This is a genomic window from Pusillimonas caeni (assembly GCF_003545815.1).
Taxonomy (GTDB): Bacteria; Pseudomonadota; Gammaproteobacteria; order Burkholderiales; family Burkholderiaceae_B; genus Pusillimonas; species Pusillimonas caeni.
Window position 1 is genome coordinate 73,684 of the sequence record NZ_PDUW01000005.1, and the last position, 19,444, is coordinate 93,127.

The following is a 19,444-nucleotide window of genomic DNA, read 5'->3' on the forward strand; positions in this document are numbered from 1 at the left end:
CTTCGAAGCAGCACGCCTTAACGTCCGGAGCCGGAGGGCCGCTCACCGCCCGATGCTCTTCCAGCGTCAATAGGCCCGGAGCCGATGAAACCTAGAATCGATCCGGCCTGGCGACATCTTGAGCGCAGCCTGGCAAGCCGCTCTCGTATGCGGACGGATTGAGCAGCGCGACCAGGCCGCAGCCCAGCGAGCCCTGCCAATGCAGGTAATCGTGCCCGGTATCATGCTCCACCTGGGTCACCGCATACCCCTTGGCGCGCAGCACGTCGCCCAGGTGGCGGCTGGTTTCGAGTATGCCGTCGCGCCCGCCGCGGCTGGCCTCATAGCGGCCGGCATCCAGATAGAAGCGCAGCTTCCTGGCCGGCTCCTTGGCATACTGGCGCATCATCCAGCCGGGGACATCGCCGTCCGGCGACCACCAGTACGAGCCCGACAGGCTCAACACATTGCCGAAACGATGCGGGCTGCGCAGGCCCGCGTAGGCGGATGCCAACCCGCCGTAGCTGGAGCCCGCTATCACTGTGCGCGCAGGCGGCTGCGCAAGGCCCTGCCTCTCGACCCAGGGCATCAATTCTTCGTCCAGGAAACGGGCGAACGGCTCGTTCGGCGGCAGTTCGCGCCCCCGCGCCTCGGGGCCGGCATTGCCGATGAGCACCACGGCGGTGGACGGTATCAAGCCTTCCGCCATCAGGTTGTCGACGATCGCCGGCGTGGGCACCTGCTCGACATAGGCGTGGGCGTCGAACAGCACCAGCAGCGCCTCGGGCGCCGCGGGCCGGTAGACCCATATGTCGCGCCGGTTGCCCAGCACGGCGCTGTCGAATTCATGCCGGGCCAGCGTACCCGACGCCCGCCCCGCCCTGCGCGCCACCCATGGCTGGGGCGGCGCATCCGGCAGCGTCAGCACGGATGAGCCCTGGTACACATCGATGCGCGTGTCCTCCGTATCGGGAAAGACATGGGGGTTCAAGGGATCGCGCTGCGCGGTCGCCAGGATGACGCGCCGCTGGTCCATGGGGCTGCCTTGCACGCGCGGCACATCAGGCGCAATGCGGTAGCTGAGACGCGCGGTGTCGGGCATGCGAAACGTGGCCCACCAGACATCGCTGTCGCCCAGTCGCCGCATGGGGTCGTGATTGCCCGAGGGACTGCCGAAGAGGCGCACATTGTCGCCCTCCCCCCGCCATAGGAAAGTAACGAGCGATTCGCCGTCAGGCAAGGGCTCCACCAGAGGGGTGCCGGCACGCGCCCTTTCCACCCAGAATGCGTCGGTGCCTGCGCCGGCCGCCAGGGCCTGCTGCAGCGAGCGCAATCCGGGGCTTTCGAGTTTGGACGCTTCGCCGCCGCCGGGCTCGGCCCGAGGCGCCAACGTTCTGACCAGATGCAGCTCGAACGTGCCGGGAGCGCCGCCCACTTGCCGCACCGCAAGACGCCGCGGCGCTTTCGATGCAACCCACATCCATTCCTGCGCGGTGGTGTCGGCGCGGCCCAGGCGGCGCAGGTGCGCTCCGCCTTCGTCCTGCAGGTCGAGCACGGCATTGCGGCCATGGAATTCGCCCTGGACGACGTAGCCCGCCGGCACGTCCAGGCTGAACACATGAGCGCCGGCCATGGGCACCCGGCCCTGCACACTGCGTCCGACCTCCAACGCCGGCGGGGCGCCGGCGCCGGCGGCCCAGACCCACAGACTCAGCGCCACGCCCAGGGCCAGTTTCGGGGCGCGGCGCCACGGCAGCATCGCCATCAGAACTGGAAGGTAGCCGCCAGGCGGATCGTGCGCGGCGAAGCCGGCATCAAGTAGCCGCTGGTGAACAGGCCGGACCAATACTGGCGGTCGGTGAGGTTCTCGACATACAGATTGAAGGTGACCGGAGTGCCCGCGACCTTGGTGGCATAGCGCGCGTTCAGGTCGAAGCGGTGCCAGTCGGGCAGCTCCAGCGTATTGCCCGTATCGGCCCATTGCTTGCCGGTATAGACGACGCGTCCGCCCACGCTCAGGCCGGTGACCGGGGTTTCCCAATCGAGCCCGAGGTTGGCGGTCCATTTGGGCGCGGCAAAAGTCCGCAGGCCCGTGTCGCGCTGGCGCGCATCCAGGTAGGAAATGCCGCCCAGCACGCTCAGCGAAGGCGTAATCTTGCCGAACATGCTCCATTCCACGCCGCGCAGGCGCTGCTTGCCGCCCTCGACCATCATGCGTCCGCCGTCGACGTCTTCGTCTATCACCGTGGGCCGATCGATCTGGAAAGCGCTGACCGAGTGCGTAAAGCCGCCCAGGCGCTGCTTGACGCCCACCTCCGCCTGTTTGGTTTGCAAGGGCTTGAATGTCTGTCCGGCGTTCACATACTGTCCGTTGTCCGGCACGGTTTCGCCGGGCGAGAGGCCTTCCATATAGTTGGCGAACAGCGAGGTGTTTTCTCCCCAGGGCTTGACGACCACGCCCACCGAAGGCGACAGCCGCGACTCGTCGTAGTCGGCCAGCTTCTGCCTGACGCGCTGCAGGCGCGCGCCCAAGGTCAGCAGCACCCGGCCTTCGGCGATGTCCAGCGTGTCGGCCAGGGCGAACGATGTCATGACGTTGTCGACCGAATAGTCGGGCACGCCCGGATCGTCCGGGAACATCGGCGGGGCGACCGGGTTGTAGATGTTCTGCGGCCAGCCTTCGTTGGGGTTGTTGGCCGTGCCCTCTTTGTAGTTCAGCCACGACGCCGACGCCACTACATTGTGCACCACGCCGCCCGTGTTGAAGCGCCCTTTCAGGCCGGTTTCGGCCGTGCGGCCGCGCGTGACCGTATTGACGTTGTAGACATAGCCGGCCGCCGTTCCATCCGGGTCGGTGACGATGACGCGGGTGCCGAACATCAGTCCCTTGCCGGAACTGTTGGCCGCCCCCACCGCCGCATAGGCGCTGAGATTGTCATTGAGCTTCAGATCGCCGCGCAGCGCAAAGCCGTTGTCTTCATACGTGCCGTGCGTGCCCTTGAACATATTGCTGTCGGCGTCCGGCACGTCGACCAGCTCGCCCAGGCCTACGACCGCACGGCGCGTGGCGACGAGTCCGTACATGCCCTGGCTGCCGTTCTCGATCTTCTCGCGCGAGGTGTATGCGTCCAGCGCCAGGCCCCAATTGTCGCCCTGGTAATCCAGCGCCAGCGCGCCCAGGCGCCGCCCTTTCTTCTGATCGGCGACGCCGGTGTCGCCCGAGCCGTACGCGCCATTGAAGCGCAGGCCCAACCGCTGGTCGTCTCCAAAGCGGCGCCCCACGTCGGCATGCCCCTGGAAATAGCTGTCCGAGGAATAAGATGTGGTGAAATTCGTAATGGGCTCTGCCGTGGCGCGCTTGGTCACCACATTGACGGTGCCGCCGAGATTGTCCACCGGCGCCATGCCGCTCAACAGGCCGCTGGGGCCGCGCAGCACTTCGACGCGCTCGAGAAATTCGGTGGGAATGTGCCCCTTGGGCGCAATGCCGTACAGACCGTTGAGCGCTACCGAAGGGCCGCTTACGTCCAGCCCGCGTATCGTGAAGTGCTCGAGCATGTGGCCGCTGTTGGTGGTGAATCGCACCGAGGGGTCGTTCTGCAATACATCGGCCAGCGTGCGGGCCTGCTTCTCCTGGATGACCTGCGAAGTGTACGAGTTGATCGTGACGGGAGCATCGAGCACGTCGACATTGCCCAGCATGCCCAGCCGGCCGCCCGTTGCGGCCTGGCCGCCGGGCGCCGCGGGCGGCAGGAAATCCTCGCCATCGCCCTGGACGGTGATGGAAGGAAGCGTCTGCGTCGACTGTGCGTGGGCGCCGCCGAGGGCGCCCAGCACGGCCAGCACAATAGCAAAGCCGACCGAAGCGTTGAAGGCGCACGGGGGTTGTTTGAGCATGATTGAAATCCGGTTGAGTTTTTTGGAAAGCTTTTTTGAAGCGTATGAGCGAATGTGAGTCGTGTGGCTTGGACCGCCAGTTCTAATTTAGGAATCACAACGATAATTATTATCATTAATAGAAACCTCTGCAAGGCGGACGTAGCAGCCATACAACGATATTGCGTCGGTCATAGCCGGCATTGCTTCTGAACGGGAAGCTTGGAGTTATCATTCCGAGGCGGGGACGACCCCGCCTTCAGAGCCATTCGGGACGGCCCGGCTTTCTCAAGGAGAACCGCATGGCTTGGATTTCACTCACCCTGGCCGGCTTGCTGGAGGTCGTCTGGGCCTTCTACATGAAACAGTCGCACGGCTTCACCAGGCTGACTCCCTCCATCATCACGCTTGTCGCCATGTTCGCCAGCTTCGGACTGCTGTCGTTTTCGATGCGCAGCCTGCCGCTCGGAACCGCCTACACCATCTGGACCGGCATCGGCGCCGTCGGCGCCTTCGTGGTGGGCCTGATGGTGCTGGGCGAACCCGCGAACCTGCTGCGCATCGTCGCGGCCGGCCTGATCGTGAGCGGCTTGATCCTCATGAAAATGGCATCGTAGAAGGCCGAACCGCCGCGTTCGTGCTCGTATCGCCCGCCGCGGCTTTGCGCCGCAAGCAACACGCGTTCATTCGGGTAGGCACGCCGCAGGCGGGTTAAGCGCGCCATATCAGGCCATGGGAAGTAGAATAAGGGTTTTCCCTCATTCCACTTCCTCGTGAGCATATCTTCTTCCACCCGCCCCGCCCGGAAACCCTCTCCCGGCTGGGTGATCTTCGCCCTGGCCATCGGCGCCTTCGCCATCGGCACGACGGAATTCGCCACCATGAGCCTGCTGCCCTATTTCGCCCGGGACCTGGGCGTGGATGCGCCTACGGCCGGACACGCGATCAGCGCCTATGCCCTGGGCGTCGTGGTGGGCGCGCCCGTTCTCACGGTATTGGGCGCGCGCGTGGCGAGGCGCACGCTGCTGGTGTGGCTGATGGGCGCCTTCGCCGTATTCAATGCGCTCTGCGCCTGGGCGCCCAGTTTCGAATCGCTGCTGGTGCTGCGTTTTCTCAGCGGCCTACCTCATGGCGCCTACTTCGGCGTCGCCGCCCTGATGGCGGTATCGCTGGTGCCGTTGAAGCAGCGCAACCAGGCTGTCGGCCGCATGTTCCTGGGTCTGACCATTGCCACCATCGTTGGCGTCCCCCTAGCCAACTGGCTCGGACAGGCGGCCGGATGGCGCTGGGGCTTCGTGCTGGTCGCGGCGGCGGGGCTGCTGACGGCCGTGATGGTGGCCCTGCTGGCGCCGCTCACCCCCGCAAGCTCGGGAGCCAGCCCACTGCGCGAACTGGATGCGCTCAAGCGCGGGCAGGTCTGGCTCACACTGGCCGTGGGCGCCGTGGGCTTTGGCGGCATGTTCGCCGTCTATACCTACCTGGCCGACATCCTGGTCGAGGTGACCGAGGTCTCGCCGGCGACCGTACCGCTCGTGCTGGGCCTTTTCGGCGTGGGCATGACGGTGGGCAGCCTGGTCGTGCCCCGTTTCGCCGACCGGGCCCAACTGCCCACCGCCATGGGCCTGCTGGTGTGGAGCGCCATCGCCACGGGCCTTTTCACCTTTACCGCCTACAACGTCTGGACGATTTCCCTCACCGTCTTTCTCATCGGCATCGGCGGCTCGCTGGGCACCGTGCTGCAGACCCGTCTCATGGACGTCGCCCGAAACGCCCAGGGCCTGGCCGCCGCGCTGAACCACTCCGCCTTCAACCTGGCGAACGCCCTGGGACCTTTCCTGGGCGGGCTGGCGATCTCCCACGGACTGGGCTGGACCTCGACCGGCTGGGTGGGTTCCCTGCTGGCGCTCGGAGGCCTGGCCTTGCTGATGGTGTCGGTACGCATCGAGCGGCAGGCCGCCGCTTCCACGCCGGCGTCCGGCCGGACCCGATGAGCGGATATGGCTGATACTGATGGGCGAGAGCCTGTTTCGGACGGACGTCACGACCCGGTTGAATCGAGGAGCGGGATACCTGATTCACCGAAATACGGGCCGCTATTGGTCAGCGGAGGCTTGGTCATCCGCTGCTCGTCATCTTCCCCGCGCCGGCCTTGTAGCTGCCGATGCGGACGAGCTTGCTATGAAATCATCCGGCACACATGCAGTCAAATGTATCGGCTTGAGGGAAAAGAATTGAGTTAGCATCGTCTTGCAGCACCCGCTATCGCGGGCTATGACCGCAGCCCTGTCTTTCCTCATACCCAAGCTCAATGCGAATCTTCTCGCCCCTTTACGCATACGCGATGAATTGGTCGCGGCATCCCAAAGCACCCTGGTATCTGGTAACGCTCAGTTTTTCCGAGTCGGTGTTCTTTCCCGTTCCGCCCGACGTCATGCTGGCCCCCATGTGCATGGCCGATCCCAAGCGTGCGTGGCGCCTGGCCCTGCTCACCACGCTCGCTTCCGTGATCGGCGGATTCTTTGGCTACCTGATCGGGTACTTCGCTATCGACGCGATCCTGCCCTGGCTGCGGACGACCAGCTATTTCCCCGCTTACGGGACAGCCGTCCAATGGTTCAAAGACTACGGTTTCTGGGCCATATTCGTTGCCGGCTTCTCGCCTATTCCCTACAAAGTGTTCACCATTGCCGGCGGCGCGATGGCGATGACACTGGGCCCCTTCATGCTGGCTTCGCTCATCGGAAGAGGGATGCGTTTTTTCTTGGTCGCCGGTCTGCTTGCCTGGGGCGGACCCCGCATGGAGGCCCTGCTTCATCGATATGTCGACCGGATAGGCTGGACCATGGTGGCGCTTGTGGCCGCCGTGGCTGCATGGTCGGCCCTGAACTGAAGCATGCGGCGCAGGCCTGTCCGCAATCAACATGAAACGGAGCGCTTATGAAACCACGGCTTAGCGTCATTACCCTCGGGGTCGACGACCTTGAACGTTCGCTCAAGTTCTACCGCGATGGGCTGCGCCTGCCCACGGAAGGAATAATCGGCGCACAGTTCGAGCATGGCGCCGTCGCGTTCTTTGATCTGCAGGCGGGCCTGAAATTGGCCCTCTGGCCGCGAGAAAGCCTTTCAAACGATTCAGGCATCCCGTTGGCAAGCCCCAGCGCCACCGAGTTCACGCTCGGGCATAATGTTTCCTCCAAAGCCGAAGTGGACGAGACGATGGCCCAGGCAGAAGCCGCCGGAGCGGTCATCGTCAAGCCGGCGCAAGACACTTTTGGGGCGGCTATGCCGGCTATTTCCAGGACCCCGACGGCCACCTATGGGAAGTCGTCTGGAATCCTGAGTTGCTGCCCTCGGATTGAAAGGACTGGCCTGGTCCAGTCATGACGACGTGACTATGACATAAGGACCGCCCTGGAACTGAATAAGCCTGGACTGCATCGTACGAAGAAAACGTACGGTGGATTTATCGTACTCTTTGATCAGCCTGTCGGCCTCTCTTACGAGGTCACCATACGCCTGCATGTTGTCGATGAAACTCGACATGCCCTCTTTCGACATCGCAAAATCATTGGCGGACCGGGTCACCGCCGCCATACGCAGACGGCATTCCGCCAATCGGGCCAGTTTTTCTATATCGAGGCTGTCGCTTGCACCATATGACGAGCAAGGGTCCAAAGAGCCCAAGTCGGCCGCAGCAGGATCAAGGTCTATTTCGTCGACATGGATCAACTCGTCGGCGAGGTCCTTGCCGAAGTAGCGGACCAGCTGAAAATGGTGCGCAATGAGCTGCTGGCGCCAGCGCCGATGAAAGCCCATGAACTCGCGCCATGGACCACTGTTTATTTCTTCCCATGTTTTCCCATGGGAATCGCGTGAAAGCTTGACCAGGGCATTGTAGCCATCGCTCAATAAATGACTTGTTTCCTGCGCCGTATTCTGCGCGCCGCCCAGCAGCCGGACTTTCTCGAATTGCCGGCTCTGTTCGTTCAACTGCCACGCAATGCCCACCAGGGAAATCAGCGCCGTGAGCCCTGCTGCGACCACAGAAGGCCACCATGATGTATATGCCTTGCACTCCCTTCCTTCGCTCCTCCTTTTCTGAAGCGGGGTACACCTGACCCTGTGACGCCTGAATCGCATGCAACATCTCCCATATGAACGGGCATACTTTTTAACATTCAAGACAGGCGGGCGGGAACGCTCCGGACGGACCTCATCGCAAGAAGGAACGCAACGGAGCCGCCCCCAGCGTATGAGCACCACTTAATCGATACAAATCTGCCTACAATTCAACTTTCCGGGCTCGGCGTACAAAAGGATAGCCATGCGACTCGCAAAACCCACGATCGGACTCGCCCTGGGCAGCGGATCGGCGCGAGGCTGGTCGCACATCGGCATCATCCGGGTGCTCGAAGAGGCCGGCATCGTGCCCGACATCGTTTGCGGCACGTCGATCGGCGCCTTGGTGGGGGCCGCCTATGCGGACGATCAGCTCGCCCGCCTCGAGCAGTGGGTCCGCGGCCTGACATGGCAGAACGTCATGGGGCTGCTGGACTTCACCATCAACGGCGGCCTCATCCACGGCGAAAAGCTCTTCACCTTTCTTCGCTCTCATGTGGGCGACAAGGACATCGCTGCCTTGCCCAAAGCCTTCGCTGCGGTGGCCACCGAGCTCGTCACCGGCCGCGAAGTCTGGCTGCGCGAAGGCTCGGTGATCGACGCCGTACGCGCCTCGGCAGCCCTGCCGGGCCTGTTCAAGCCATCGCAACTCAATGACCGCCTGCTGGTCGACGGCGCCCTGGTCAACCCCGTGCCGGTCTCTTTGTGCCGCGCCATGGGGGCCGACCTTGTCATTGCCGTGGATTTGAATTCGGACCTCATCGGACGCCACTTCGACCTGAGCGACGCACCCGAAGAACCTGAACCCGAGGCGCCGAGCACCTTTGCAACGGTGCTGGATAAACTGCCCTTGAAGCTGGGCCGCCTGAAAAGCGGCCCCTCCGCCTCGACCGCCATGCCGTCCATTTTCGACGTGCTGAGCATCAGCCTGAACATCATGCAGGTGCGCATCACCCGCAGCCGCCTGGCGGGCGAGCCGGCCGACGTCCTGATCCGCCCGCGCCTGGCCAACTTTGCCCTCATGGACTATCACCGCGCTGCCCATGCCATCGAAGAAGGCGAGCGCGCGGCGCACCATGCGCTGCACGAAATCAATGATCTTCTTGGCCGGCGCTGACGCCAACTGCTTGCCGAAGCCGCCTCTTGCCTCTCGGATGCGGACCTTGGCCGACTCCGCCGCGCGCCTGCTGTTTCGATCCCGTAACACTTGGCGGGCGAAGAATCGTCTAACATGAAAAACGCCTCTTGCAGGCGTTCAAGCAGTGTGCCCGTCCTCTGGCGCGCAGGCTCCGGAAACTGGCCGGGCAATCCCCCCAGAAAGGAGTCATCATGAGTACCAGCAAAACGCTTTTCCTGCTGCTCCTGGGCACCGCGCTGTCCGGTCCAGCCCTGGCCGACCCGCCCAAGACCCAGAACGGCCACTTCATCGATTCCAACGGCGCCACCCTCTATACCTACGACAAGGATACGGGCGGCAAAAGCGCCTGCACCGACAAATGCGCCCAGAACTGGCCGCCCGCCCTTGCCGGGCGAGACGACACAGCCAGCGGCGACTGGACCTTCGTGGAGAGCCATGACGGCAAGCGGCAATGGGCCTACAAGGGCAAGCCTTTATACCTCTTCGCCAAAGACGCGAAACCCGGTGACACCACCGGAGACGGCGCGGGCGGCGTGTGGCATCTGGCCAAGCCCTAAAAAAGCGTCAACTGAGGCTGCTGTTCTGGCGGCCTTGAAAAAAGGGTCGTGTCCAAAGGGTGCCGGGTCTGGTTCAACCCGGCTTTGAGACACGCCCTTTTGAACCTCTGTTCGAGCAGTTGGGCAAATACCCCGGTTCCTTTCATCCTGGTCCGGTAATCGGAATCGTATATCTTGCCGTTGCGCATCTGCCTGACCAGGTTCATGACGTGGGCTTCCTTCAGGGGATGGTGGGCCGCCAGCCATTCTCGAAACAGGTCCGCGATTTCCAAGGGCAGCCTCAGCAGGACATACGCCGCACTCTTCGCGCCTGCGTCTTTAGCGCTGAACAGAATTTTTTCCATGTCATGGTCGGTCAAGGCGGGAATGACGGGCGCCACGATCACGCCCGAAGGAATGCCGGCCTCGCTGAGTGCGCGGATAGCCTCTATGCGCGCCCCCGGCGTACTGGCGCGCGGCTCCAGAGTTCTTGCAATGGTTCGGTCCAGCGAGCCCACCGACATGAAAACCCGAACCAAGTTCTTGCGCGCCAATCGGGCAAGCACATCGATGTCTCGCGTCACGGACGCGGACTTGGTGGTAATGGCGACGGGATGGTTGAATTCTTCCATGACCGCCAATACCGAAGCCGTTATTCCCAGCCTGCGCTCTATGGGCTGATAGGGGTCGGTGTTGGCGCCCAGGGCGATGAGCTTGGGTACGTAGGACGGCTTTGAAAATTCCTTGCGTAGCAGGTCGGCCGCATTGCTCTTGGCGTAGAGCCTGGTCTCGAAATCAAGACCGGGCGAGTGATTCAAATACGCATGCGTAGGCCGGGCATAGCAGTATATGCAGCCGTGCTCGCATCCCCTGTACGGATTGATCGACTGCTCGAACCCGATATCGGGCGAATCATTGCGCGAAATGATCGACCTTGCTGTTTCCAAAGAGACTGTCGTAGCCGGCTTGGGCGTGGTTTCCGGTTCAGCTTGGGCCCATTCATCGTCAAACCGTTCGCGCTGAAAATGCTCGAAACGGGGCGTTCTGTTCGAGATGCTGCCTCTGCCTTTGATGGGAGTCGTTTTCATGATGCCCCCCGATTACTGTATAAATAAACAGTATATAACAGGAGCATAATGACAGTACGGCAGTGCGAGTACCATCTCGGCTTTCAAGGCCAAACAAGGAGCAAAACATGGGAAAAAAGAACAAGCCCGATCCGGACGAACTGGCACTGATCGAGTGGTGCACTGAAGTCGAGGGGTTCCTGGTCGCCGCGGGCGCATCGCTGCGCGAAGCGCAGGACCACATCGAGGAGCAGGCCGAATGGTTTACGGATCAGTTCTATAACGGCCTGACGCCTGAAGAGGCGGCCAAGGAAGCTTTGAATTGAGAGACTGGACCATTTCATCCAAATCCTCTTGAATAGACCGCAGGACCCATTTAGAATCTGACTATACTGGTCAGATTAAGGAGCATCCTATGCAAAGCTGGCAAATCCAGGAAGCCAAAGCGCGGATGTCTGAACTTATCAAGCGGGCGCAAGAGCAGCCGCAAGACATCACATTGCATGGCAGATCCGTCGCCGTGGTTGTATCGCGCACCGAGTTCGATCGTCTCTCGCGAACAGAGGACTCCCTTGTGGATTTCATGCGCCGGTCACCACTTCATGATTTGGATGAAATAGACCTGGAGCGAGACAAGAGCCCGACGCGCGAGGTCGCGCTTTGAGCTATCTGTTGGACACCAACGTGCTCTCCGAGCTAAGGCGCAAAATGCCGCATCCGGATGTGCTGCAGTGGTTCGAGGGCAGGCCGGCCTCGACACTCTTTTTAAGTGTCCTGACTCTGGGTGAGATCCGCAAAGGAATCCAGGCCCTGCCGCAAGCAGGTCGCCGCGAGATGCTCGTGGATTGGCTTGAAACCGAGCTTACCGCCTTTTTTTCACGACGCATTCTGTCCGTGGATGCCGCGGTGGCGGACCGATGGGGCCGTTTGGTGGCTGACGCAGGCAGACCCGTGCCCGCGATAGACAGCTTGCTGGCTGCCACGGCTCTCGAGCACGACTTGACGCTCGTTACTCGCAATACCAAAGATTTCGAGGGCTTGGGCGTTTCGCTCGTTGATCCGTGGGCTGGAACCAGATATAGACGGTAGAAATTCTGAGTGGCGTCAAGACTCCTTCCGGGGCCGGCATCCTCTCCCGCCGACCGTCACATCGGCACCCACGAACCATGCAATCCCGCGGGCACCCGGCGCGGCAGGCGTATGACGGCTATTGGACCGCGTTCGATATGGCGGGCGTCCAGGATGGCGAAGCTGCCCTCGGAGCTTCCCTCCGTATGGACGAACGTGACAATGAAGCCATCATCCTCGCGCCCGCCCTCGGCCTCCGCCACGAACACCGGCTCACCCACCGTGACCCCTGGGGAAAACTGATGAACCACTTTCTCGCCCGTAGCCAGATCGTAACGGGCGATCGCTTCGAAGGTGCCCATCTGAGGCGTCCGACCAGGCTGCGGGATACGCAGACCCACATAGCAATAGCGAGCCTTGCTGCCTAGGAACGAGTCATTGATGCGGCCGAACTCGCAGGCCTGTTCATCGATTGTCTGGTCTTCCACCGTGTTGGCGTCGGCATCGACGATCATCCGATGCAGCTCCAGCTTTCTGTCGCCCCTGGTCAGTGAGAGGGAGTCGTACCAAGGCAGCACCACTTCGATACGGCCGCCTTCTTCATGTGCGTTGATGACATGCCAATGAAAAAAAGCGGGGCCCTTGATCCATCTCACATCTTGCGCCGCTCGTGCGTCGCGCGGAATCAGCGCAACCATTGAGCCCCTGTCCGGCTGCCAAGCCGCGGGCGGGCCGGAGCGCGAGAAATCGAATACCAAGGGGCACACGAAGATGACGACATAATGCTCTGTCAGTCCGATGTCGTGAACCATGGCCGGCCACGGCGACTGAAACGGTACGATGCGATCGAGCCGTCCGGCCTTGTCGGCGCGCAGGTAAAGCAATTCGCCCGTTTCCAGGTCGTATTGCACCGAAAACAGCGCGCCGCTGACCGGATCCGCCTTGGGATGAGCGGACATCACGCCCGGCAGCATGCCGTCGTAGTCGAAGACGTCTATCGTGTTGAGGTCGCGGTCCAACTCGTAAGGTTCACCGCCTTCAAAAAGAGCCAGATACCGGCCCGCGTGATGGATGATATGGGTATTGGCGAGATTCGCGTGCGGTGGCACCGAAAGCGTGGAATGATAAAGCCGCCGACCGGCCGCCCTCTCCTGCGCCAGCTCCTTGGTCAACACCCAGCGGTTGCGATAGCGTGCCCGGCCATCCTCTATGTAGACCGCGTGGATCATTCCGGTTCCGTCGAACGGGTAGGCATAGTGATCGTCAGGCCTGAACTGGGGGTTGGGCCCATTGCGCATGAACACGCCCCGCATGCCCGAAGGTATCCTTCCCTCGACCGCCAGGCCAGTGTCGTCTCGCTCATCGAAGACGGGCGCGAACGCGCGGGTCAAAAATGGGTTGTCGCTGGTCCAGGGTTCCATATATTTCACGCAGGTGGGGTTGCGGGATGCCGCCGGGGGCTCTGGCTGCGCATTTCGGGCACGTCACATTGCAATGATACTGCGGGTTTCCCTGGCGCTGGCGCGTGCCAGTCGCGCATCGGACCTGAGCCACGATACGGCGGCCGCCGAACGTGCTACAACAATATAGGCTGGCAAAAGCATTATTGATCGTCGCCGGGCTTAGGCCATGGCGCGGCAAAGTAGATGCGCTGCGCATTCCTGTTTACAGAGGTTGAAATGACTGACAAGCCCACAGTTCAAGTTTCATACGAAGACAATGACCAAAAGGGCCGTTTCGTCGCCCGCATCGAAGGTATTGACGAAGAAGGCGAACTGACGATCTCCAAGGTTTCAGAAACGCTCGTCATCGCCGACCACACCTTCGCTCCCGATGCCCTGCGTGGCACAGGCGCCGCTTTGGCCATGGTGAATGCGCTCATCGCCGACGCCCGCGCCAAGGGCTATCGCATCGTGCCGCTGTGCCCCTACGTACGCGCGCAGTCGCAGAAACATCCGGAATGGTCAGATGTCATTCAGCTTTGATGAACGCGGCGCCGCAACCGGGGCGGCGGCTGAATACCCGCAGGGTGAGGACATAAAAGGGCAGTCGGCCGTGCTTTAGCGACAACATAGCGTATCCTTCGCAAACGCAATTGTTTTACCGTTTGTGGGAAATCCATGTCGCCCTCCCTGCCGCCATCTCCTTCTTTGCCCGACCCGGCCGCTGAACGCTTGGCGCAGCGCCCTCCTGGCGGCAAGGCCACCCTGGCCTTGTTTGCCTCGATCCTGCTGGCGTTCGTGTCCGCATCCAGCGCCCCCTCGCCTTTGTATCGCTTGTACCAAAGCGCCTGGTCGTTTGGCTCGACGTGGGTGACGGTGGTTTTCGCCGTCTATGCCCTGGTGCTGCTGCTGTCTTTGCTGATAACGGGCCGGCTGTCCGACTACCTTGGACGCAAGCCCGTGATGGCGGTGGCCCTGATAACGGAAATCGTCGCGATGAGCATGTTCTGGAATGCCGACAGCCTGAGCGACCTGATTGTCGCGCGCATGCTGCAAGGTTTTGCCACCGGGATGGCGACCACCTCGGTGGGCGCGGCGCTGATCGACCTGAACAAAGAGCGCGGCGCGTTTATCAACAGCATGGGACCCATGTTCGGCACGGCACTGGGCGCGTTGGGCAGCACCGCGCTGATGGTGTATTTTCCCGCCCCCACGCAGACGGTGTTCGGCGTGTTTCTGACGGTGTTCGCCCTGCAGGCGATCGCCTTGTTCTTTGCGCCGGAGACAGCCCGACGCCGCCCCGGCGCCTGGGCCAGCTTGCGGCCCCGCATTGCGGTGCCCGCTCAGGCAAGGAGCGCATTGCGCGCCGTCAGCCCCAGCAATATGGCCGTATGGATGCTGGGCGGCTTCTATCTTTCGCTGATGCCGTCGCTGGTGCAGGGCGTAACCCAGGTGCGTACGCCCTGGCTTAGCGGCCTGGTGATCGCCGCCCTGACCGCAAGCGGCGCCATAAGCGTGATCTGCCTGCGGGCCAAAGAACCCGCGTGGCTGCTGCGCACGGGCCAACAGGCGCTTATGTCGGGTATTGCAATCATCTTGCTGGGCGCCAACTTCAGCCAACCCGGCTTGCTGCTGATCGGCTCTCTGACTGCGGGATGCGGTTTTGGCGTCACCTTCCTGGGCGCATTGGGCCGCCTTCTACCCCTGGCAAAGCCGCACGAGCGCTCGGCCTTGATGGGTGTGTTCTACACGCAAAGCTACCTGGCCCACAGCGTGCCCACCATCGCGGCGGGTTATCTGGCCCAGCGCACGAACTTGCTTACCGCCGCCAATGTGTATGGCGCCGTGATCGTGGCGCTGGTGCTGGGGACATACATGAGGACACGGCGTAGCGCCTGAAGCAGTGCTTGGTACACGCTTGGGCTAGAATCCTAGCGTCTCCAACTTCTTCGACAACCCATGCCCGTACTGGAAACCGACCACCGGCGCATCGACTATCTGGACGAAGGCAGCGGACCGACCGTGCTGCTGATTCATAGCGCCTCGAGCAGCAATCGGCAGTGGCGCGCCCTGATCGACCGGCTCGCGCCGTGCTATCGGGTGGTCGCCATCAACCTCTTCGGTTACGGCCAGACCTCGCCTTGGCCCGACAGCCGGCCCCAGACGATTCACGACCACGCCGAACTGGTGTTCGCGCTGATGGACAAACTACCCGGTATGGTTCATCTGGTAGGCCATTCCTTGGGCGGCGTCGTGGCCATGGAAGTTGCCCGGCTGCGGACCGATCGCGTAGCCAGCCTGGCCTTGTACGAACCCAACCCCTTCCATCTGCTACAACATCATGGCGACCCAAGCGGCTTCGAGTGCATGGTGGAAATGATGGACGAGGTGGAGGGGCTTTACCGGCAGGGTCGACTGGAACATGCCGCGCGGCACTTCATTGTGTTCTGGTCCAGCGAGGCCAACTGGAATGCGCTGCCGGAAGAACGTCGCGCGCGCTTTGCGGCGACCATCGGCGCCAGCGTGCATGAAGGGCGGGCGCTGCAAAACAACACCACACCACTTGGCGACTACGCCGGCCTGCGCCTGCCCTGCCTGCTGATGTATGCGCGCGACACCTTGCCCGCCCTCTATGCCGTACAACAGGTACTCGTCGAAGCGTGCCCGCATTGGCAGGTTCAGTTCCTGGATGAGGGCGGTCATATGGCGCCGCTGACCCGCGCTGATGAGGTGAATGCACGGTTGGAGACATTTCTCGAGGCGTGGACAGTACACACATAGATAGAGCGCCTGCATTGCAGGCTTAAGGCACCTCTGCCTCTTTTCGGAAGTCACTCGAAGTTGTCATTATCTAATTTAGTAAACTTTGAGCGACATTTTGTTGACTCAGATAGTTCCCGCAACGCTCTTGGACTCGCATGCGCTCTCTTCTTGCCTACCTAAGCGCCCTATTCCTGCTGGCCGCCTGCGGCGGCACCGGCGGCGAAACACCGGCGCCGCCCGCCCCCATCGCCGCCGCCTGGTTCTATTTGTCCGACGACCATGACTACTTCGACATCCCGGCCGAATGGCAAGAGATCGCCTTCGACAAGGTGGACGTGCTGTACGTGGGCCCCGGCGGCATACAAGAACACAACCGCTTCGGGCTCTTCGAAAGCGCACAGACCGGCCCGCTGCGCCATCGCTTCGAGTGGCTGGTCGATAGAGCCAGGCAAGACAACCCGGATATCAAGATCGTCATCTCGCAATGGTGGGGCAAGGGCCAGGGCGTATGGGGCAAGCCGCTGTCGGCTTTGCAGGGTCAAGCCGAGCTGAACACCTACGTGCAATCCGTGGCCGACTTCATTGGCTATTATCAATCCTATGCCGGCGGCCGGTATGCGCTGGACGGCTTCGACATAGACTACGAAGACAACAACGTCACCGCCGACTTCCCCGCGCTGGCGCACAAGCTGAAGGACGCGCTGCAAGCCTTGACGGGCGAATACGGAAAGCCCTTCCGCTTGACGCTCTCGCCCGCCGAGGGCGAGTATCTGAACCCCGACAGCCTGTCGCCCTTCGATTACATCAATATGCAAAGCTACGCCGGCGGCATGGACATCCCGCCCGAAGCTTTCTTTCAGGAAGGTGTGCCGGCCGGCAAGATTCTCTACGGCATCTGCCCGGAGACCAACTGCGACACCTATGGCGTAGAAGACGTGCTGGCCAAGTACCGTCAATACGGCCTGGCGGGCGTGCACCTGTGGCGCCTGAACTCGGACAACCATGTCTACGAGGGGCAGGTACAGGAACGGATATATTCAGCGCTGCATCCGTAGGCGCCGTATCCTGCTTGGCAGGTATTTGCCGCTATTTGGCAATGCCTTATGGCTGGAGTACGAAGACCTGCTTGGTCGCCCCGTCTGGACAGACGCAACCACAGCCCGGGAGCGTCGCGAGATTTTAGCCGCGCTTGCCCAAGCTGGGCGATGGGTATCAGTCTATTACGGTTGGCGGCCGAACTTGCCTGATGAAAGCGACAATCATCTTATCGAACTGGCCATTGCCGGTGGCGCACAGACCATTGTCACGCACAACGTCCGCGATGTGGCACGCGGAGAGCTGGCCTGGAAGGAGTTGCGGGTACTGACTCCTGCACAATGTTGGGAGAATCTACCATGCGCACACTGACAATACGTTTGCCGGACGATACCGCTCAACGCCTCAAGACGTTGGCGCGGTCACGCGGGCTCAGCGTCAACAAACTGGTCGAAGAAATGAGCACCCAGGCCATTGCGGCATTCGACGTAGAAATGCGATTCAAGACGTTGGCCGCCGGAGCTGATCGGGAGAAGGCCCTTGCGATCCTCGATCGGCTGGACGAGTGAACCGCACGTGGATAGCTTCTCCCGTCGGCCGTGCTTAAGCCATGATTCCGCCTACGGACGCGCAATGGCGGTCCCGCCATATACGGACGCTGGGTCGATCTTGACGTCGATCACCAATGGGCGCTTGCGGTCGCGCGTGGCCACAGCGGCCATCGCGGCCTGCAGTTCGGCGCTGCTGGTCACGGTCAACGCCTTGCAGCCGAAAGCCTCGGCGATGCGTGCGAAATCGCGCGACGGCAGCAGCGAGATGTCTGGATCCATGTTGTGCATGGTCAGGGCAATGTGCTCCGCGCCGTAGCTGCCATCGTTGGCAACGACAACCACCAGGTCCAGTTCCTCGGCTACGGCTGTGGCCAGTTCGCTCAGGCCGCTGAGCATGAAGCCGCCGTCACCGGTAACAAGCAGGGTGGGCCGATCTGCGGCCGCTACGGCGGCACCCATGGCCGTTGCCTCGCCGATACCGATGGAGGAAAAGCCGTTGCCGTCGACGTAAGAGCGCGGATTCGGCACCGAAATCACGTTCCAGAAGGCGAACATGAAGCGCCCGGAGCCGGTGACGAACACACGGTCCTTGGGCAGCGCCTCTTCCAGTGCGAAGGCCACCTCGTAAAGATCGACGGTGCCGGCCGGCGTCGAACGCACGAGTTTCTTTTGCGCCGTCTCGTGATAGGTCTTGAGTTCCTCGAGCAGGTCGTCGTTGCGCGCACCGGAGCCAGGAATCTCGGCTTCATCCAACCACTTGACCATGGCGTCGGCCGTCAAACCGGGATCACCGACCAGACCGACCGTCACCGGCGTGCAGCGTCCGAGTTCGCTCGCCAACGGATTGATCTGGATAATGCGTTTGCCGCGGGTCAAGCCCCGTTCGCCCGACGTGTATTTGTTCAGGCTGGCGCCAAACACGATCAGGCAGTCGGCGCGGCCGATGACGTCGGAGGCCACATCATGGCTGACGGTTCCGGAGATACCGAGGTGGAATGGATCATCATTAAAAAGACCTTTCCCACGCAACGAGGTTGCCACGGGCGCCTCGATGCGACGCGCGAAGCGCAATACCGCCTCCTCGGCTTCCGGGTCACTCACCCCGCGCCCGGCGATAACGACCGGCAGGTGCGACGAGGCGATGATGCCGATGGCGTCATCCATGTCGTTGCTGCTTGCAATGGCGCTGCGCGTCTCGGGCAGACGCAGATAGGGTTTCTGGTATTCGACTTCTTGCCACTGGAACTCTACCGGTATGTTGAACACGATCGGTCGATGCTCGGACTGTGCTCGATAAAATGCACGAGCCAAATCCTCGGCCACGGTTTCCGGGCTGCGCAGCGGCTCGAAGCCTGCGCCAGTGGCGGCGACCAGCGCCCGCTGATCTACGTTCTGGGCATGTTCGCGGTCAATCATCGGGGTATCACCGGCCAGCAGCACCATGGGCGTGCCTGCCTTGGCGCCTTCGACCAGGGCCGTGACGGTGTTCGTCAAGCCAGGACCGTGGGTGACTGCAGCCACGCCGACCTTGCCGGCCACACGCGCCCAACCCTGTGCCATCAACACCGCGCTACCTTCATGAACTGCCGCTACATAGCGCCCGTTGCAGTCACGGCGAAAGCTGTCGATGATGTACACACAACCGTCTCCAAGTACTCCAAACAGCTCCGTACAACCCAGATCCGACAATCCGCGGGCAATGGCTTCATAGACTTTCACAATTTCACCTCGATTATTCAATTTCGGACGAATCTTATTGGCGCCTATCCGGTTAGAGTTTAGACCCGCTCGGGAATACTATCAGCATTGACCCTGCAGAGAACGTGCTTTAAGTTCGCGGTGCATATGCGCGAGGTAAGGGCGGGATGGG

20 protein-coding genes and 1 pseudogene are annotated in these 19,444 nt (G+C 62.0%); 15 read left to right on the top strand and 6 right to left on the bottom strand.

Translation table 11 applies throughout. The features are described from left to right. Positions 1 to 91: 91 nt before the first annotated feature. Positions 92 to 1,744 (bottom strand): enterochelin esterase, encoded by a 1,653-nt coding sequence (gene fes, locus CSC67_RS12255; RefSeq protein ID WP_118994819.1) that lies wholly within the window; start codon positions 1,742 to 1,744, stop codon positions 92 to 94. Next, the gene (locus CSC67_RS12260; RefSeq protein ID WP_118994820.1) at positions 1,744 to 3,876 is read right to left on the bottom strand and encodes a TonB-dependent receptor; all 2,133 of its coding nucleotides are present in this window, start codon (positions 3,874 to 3,876) and stop codon (positions 1,744 to 1,746) included. Before CSC67_RS12260 ends, fes begins: the two co-directional genes overlap by 1 nt. 281 nt (positions 3,877 to 4,157) lie before the next feature. Between CSC67_RS12260 and sugE the strand changes: the two genes are divergently transcribed. From sugE to CSC67_RS12280, 4 genes and pseudogenes are all read left to right on the top strand, one after another. Further along, entirely contained in the window at positions 4,158 to 4,472 is a 315-nt protein-coding gene (gene sugE / locus CSC67_RS12265) for a quaternary ammonium compound efflux SMR transporter SugE (RefSeq protein ID WP_118994821.1), read from the top strand. 156 nt (positions 4,473 to 4,628) lie between these two features. Next, positions 4,629 to 5,846, top strand: a complete 1,218-nt coding sequence (locus CSC67_RS12270; RefSeq protein ID WP_245220219.1) for an MFS transporter — start codon at positions 4,629 to 4,631, stop codon at positions 5,844 to 5,846. A gap of 350 nt (positions 5,847 to 6,196) precedes the next feature. Beyond that, positions 6,197 to 6,745, top strand: coding sequence for a YqaA family protein (locus tag CSC67_RS12275; RefSeq protein WP_209304321.1), 549 nt, complete (start codon positions 6,197 to 6,199; stop codon positions 6,743 to 6,745). Between the two features lie 47 nt (positions 6,746 to 6,792). Then, a pseudogene (locus tag CSC67_RS12280) lies at positions 6,793 to 7,214 on the top strand (VOC family protein). Positions 7,215 to 7,233: 19 nt separating this feature from the next. On the opposite strand, the gene CSC67_RS12285 reads toward CSC67_RS12280, so the two are convergent. Next, positions 7,234 to 7,899 (bottom strand): hypothetical protein, encoded by a 666-nt coding sequence (locus CSC67_RS12285; RefSeq protein WP_118994823.1) that lies wholly within the window; start codon positions 7,897 to 7,899, stop codon positions 7,234 to 7,236. 280 nt (positions 7,900 to 8,179) lie between these two features. Between CSC67_RS12285 and rssA the strand changes: the two genes are divergently transcribed. Together rssA and CSC67_RS12295 are read left to right on the top strand one after the other, a co-directional pair. Further along, complete coding sequence (gene rssA / locus CSC67_RS12290; protein ID WP_118994824.1) at positions 8,180 to 9,091, top strand: patatin-like phospholipase RssA; 912 nt, start codon at positions 8,180 to 8,182, stop codon at positions 9,089 to 9,091. A gap of 212 nt (positions 9,092 to 9,303) precedes the next feature. After that, entirely contained in the window at positions 9,304 to 9,669 is a 366-nt protein-coding gene (locus CSC67_RS12295) for a COG4315 family predicted lipoprotein (RefSeq protein WP_118994825.1), read from the top strand. Here CSC67_RS12295 and CSC67_RS12300 read toward each other — a convergent pair. After that, complete coding sequence (locus tag CSC67_RS12300; protein WP_118994826.1) at positions 9,666 to 10,736, bottom strand: PA0069 family radical SAM protein; 1,071 nt, start codon at positions 10,734 to 10,736, stop codon at positions 9,666 to 9,668. The two genes, CSC67_RS12295 and CSC67_RS12300, sit on opposite strands and share 4 nt — an antisense overlap. 107 nt (positions 10,737 to 10,843) lie before the next feature. On the opposite strand from CSC67_RS12300, the gene CSC67_RS12305 reads away from it, so the two are divergent. The 3 genes from CSC67_RS12305 to CSC67_RS12315 all read left to right on the top strand — a co-directional run bounded on the left by CSC67_RS12305 (position 10,844) and on the right by CSC67_RS12315 (position 11,804). Further along, positions 10,844 to 11,041: a hypothetical protein gene (locus CSC67_RS12305; protein ID WP_118994827.1), complete on the top strand. Its 198-nt coding sequence runs from the start codon at positions 10,844 to 10,846 to the stop codon at positions 11,039 to 11,041. An 89-nt stretch (positions 11,042 to 11,130) separates the two neighbouring features. Continuing rightward, positions 11,131 to 11,379, top strand: a complete 249-nt coding sequence (locus CSC67_RS12310; protein WP_118994828.1) for a type II toxin-antitoxin system Phd/YefM family antitoxin — start codon at positions 11,131 to 11,133, stop codon at positions 11,377 to 11,379. Beyond that, positions 11,376 to 11,804 carry a type II toxin-antitoxin system VapC family toxin gene (locus CSC67_RS12315; RefSeq protein WP_118994829.1) on the top strand — a complete coding sequence of 143 codons (429 nt, stop codon included), beginning with the start codon at positions 11,376 to 11,378 and terminating at the stop codon, positions 11,802 to 11,804. The genes CSC67_RS12310 and CSC67_RS12315 overlap by 4 nt, the downstream gene beginning before the upstream one ends. A gap of 56 nt (positions 11,805 to 11,860) precedes the next feature. Here the strand turns inward: CSC67_RS12315 and CSC67_RS12320 are convergent, their stop codons facing one another. Next, a complete protein-coding gene (locus CSC67_RS12320; protein WP_118994830.1) occupies positions 11,861 to 13,204 on the bottom strand; it encodes a carotenoid oxygenase family protein in 1,344 nt (447 codons plus the stop codon). 225 nt (positions 13,205 to 13,429) lie between these two features. Between CSC67_RS12320 and CSC67_RS12325 the strand changes: the two genes are divergently transcribed. From CSC67_RS12325 to CSC67_RS12350, 6 genes are all read left to right on the top strand, one after another. Beyond that, on the top strand, positions 13,430 to 13,768 hold the full coding sequence (locus CSC67_RS12325) for a GNAT family N-acetyltransferase (protein WP_245220220.1): 339 nt from the start codon (positions 13,430 to 13,432) through the stop codon (positions 13,766 to 13,768). A gap of 135 nt (positions 13,769 to 13,903) precedes the next feature. Continuing rightward, positions 13,904 to 15,124 carry an MFS transporter gene (locus CSC67_RS12330; RefSeq protein WP_118994832.1) on the top strand — a complete coding sequence of 407 codons (1,221 nt, stop codon included), beginning with the start codon at positions 13,904 to 13,906 and terminating at the stop codon, positions 15,122 to 15,124. A 60-nt stretch (positions 15,125 to 15,184) separates the two neighbouring features. Then, positions 15,185 to 16,006, top strand: coding sequence for an alpha/beta fold hydrolase (locus tag CSC67_RS12335; RefSeq protein WP_118994833.1), 822 nt, complete (start codon positions 15,185 to 15,187; stop codon positions 16,004 to 16,006). Positions 16,007 to 16,143: 137 nt separating this feature from the next. Then, positions 16,144 to 17,043, top strand: a complete 900-nt coding sequence (locus CSC67_RS12340; protein ID WP_118994834.1) for a glycoside hydrolase family 18 protein — start codon at positions 16,144 to 16,146, stop codon at positions 17,041 to 17,043. Next, entirely contained in the window at positions 16,991 to 17,395 is a 405-nt protein-coding gene (locus CSC67_RS21765; RefSeq protein ID WP_118994835.1) for a PIN domain-containing protein, read from the top strand. The genes CSC67_RS12340 and CSC67_RS21765 overlap by 53 nt, the downstream gene beginning before the upstream one ends. Continuing rightward, positions 17,383 to 17,592 (top strand): ribbon-helix-helix protein, CopG family, encoded by a 210-nt coding sequence (locus CSC67_RS12350; RefSeq protein ID WP_118994836.1) that lies wholly within the window; start codon positions 17,383 to 17,385, stop codon positions 17,590 to 17,592. Before CSC67_RS21765 ends, CSC67_RS12350 begins: the two co-directional genes overlap by 13 nt. Positions 17,593 to 17,643: 51 nt before the next feature. Here CSC67_RS12350 and CSC67_RS12355 read toward each other — a convergent pair whose 3' ends face one another. Then, on the bottom strand, positions 17,644 to 19,293 hold the full coding sequence (locus CSC67_RS12355; protein WP_135227464.1) for a thiamine pyrophosphate-binding protein: 1,650 nt from the start codon (positions 19,291 to 19,293) through the stop codon (positions 17,644 to 17,646). Between the last annotated feature and the right edge of the window lie 151 nt (positions 19,294 to 19,444).

Excerpts from the sequence above, each read along its gene's own strand:
- fes (WP_118994819.1), bottom strand. The coding sequence starts at position 1,744 with ATGGCGATGCTGCCGTGGCGCCGCGCCCCGAAACTGGCCCTGGGCGTG.
- CSC67_RS12260 (WP_118994820.1), bottom strand. The coding sequence starts at position 3,876 with ATGCTCAAACAACCCCCGTGCGCCTTCAACGCTTCGGTCGGCTTTGCT.
- sugE (WP_118994821.1), top strand. The coding sequence starts at position 4,158 with ATGGCTTGGATTTCACTCACCCTGGCCGGCTTGCTGGAGGTCGTCTGG.
- CSC67_RS12275 (WP_209304321.1), top strand. The coding sequence starts at position 6,197 with ATGAATTGGTCGCGGCATCCCAAAGCACCCTGGTATCTGGTAACGCTC.
- rssA (WP_118994824.1), top strand. The coding sequence starts at position 8,180 with ATGCGACTCGCAAAACCCACGATCGGACTCGCCCTGGGCAGCGGATCG.
- CSC67_RS12295 (WP_118994825.1), top strand. The coding sequence starts at position 9,304 with ATGAGTACCAGCAAAACGCTTTTCCTGCTGCTCCTGGGCACCGCGCTG.
- CSC67_RS12300 (WP_118994826.1), bottom strand. The coding sequence starts at position 10,736 with ATGAAAACGACTCCCATCAAAGGCAGAGGCAGCATCTCGAACAGAACG.
- CSC67_RS12305 (WP_118994827.1), top strand. The coding sequence starts at position 10,844 with ATGGGAAAAAAGAACAAGCCCGATCCGGACGAACTGGCACTGATCGAG.
- CSC67_RS12310 (WP_118994828.1), top strand. The coding sequence starts at position 11,131 with ATGCAAAGCTGGCAAATCCAGGAAGCCAAAGCGCGGATGTCTGAACTT.
- CSC67_RS12320 (WP_118994830.1), bottom strand. The coding sequence starts at position 13,204 with ATGGAACCCTGGACCAGCGACAACCCATTTTTGACCCGCGCGTTCGCG.
- CSC67_RS12325 (WP_245220220.1), top strand. The coding sequence starts at position 13,430 with ATGCGCTGCGCATTCCTGTTTACAGAGGTTGAAATGACTGACAAGCCC.
- CSC67_RS12330 (WP_118994832.1), top strand. The coding sequence starts at position 13,904 with ATGTCGCCCTCCCTGCCGCCATCTCCTTCTTTGCCCGACCCGGCCGCT.
- CSC67_RS12335 (WP_118994833.1), top strand. The coding sequence starts at position 15,185 with ATGCCCGTACTGGAAACCGACCACCGGCGCATCGACTATCTGGACGAA.
- CSC67_RS12340 (WP_118994834.1), top strand. The coding sequence starts at position 16,144 with ATGCGCTCTCTTCTTGCCTACCTAAGCGCCCTATTCCTGCTGGCCGCC.
- CSC67_RS21765 (WP_118994835.1), top strand. The coding sequence starts at position 16,991 with ATGTCTACGAGGGGCAGGTACAGGAACGGATATATTCAGCGCTGCATC.
- CSC67_RS12350 (WP_118994836.1), top strand. The coding sequence starts at position 17,383 with ATGCGCACACTGACAATACGTTTGCCGGACGATACCGCTCAACGCCTC.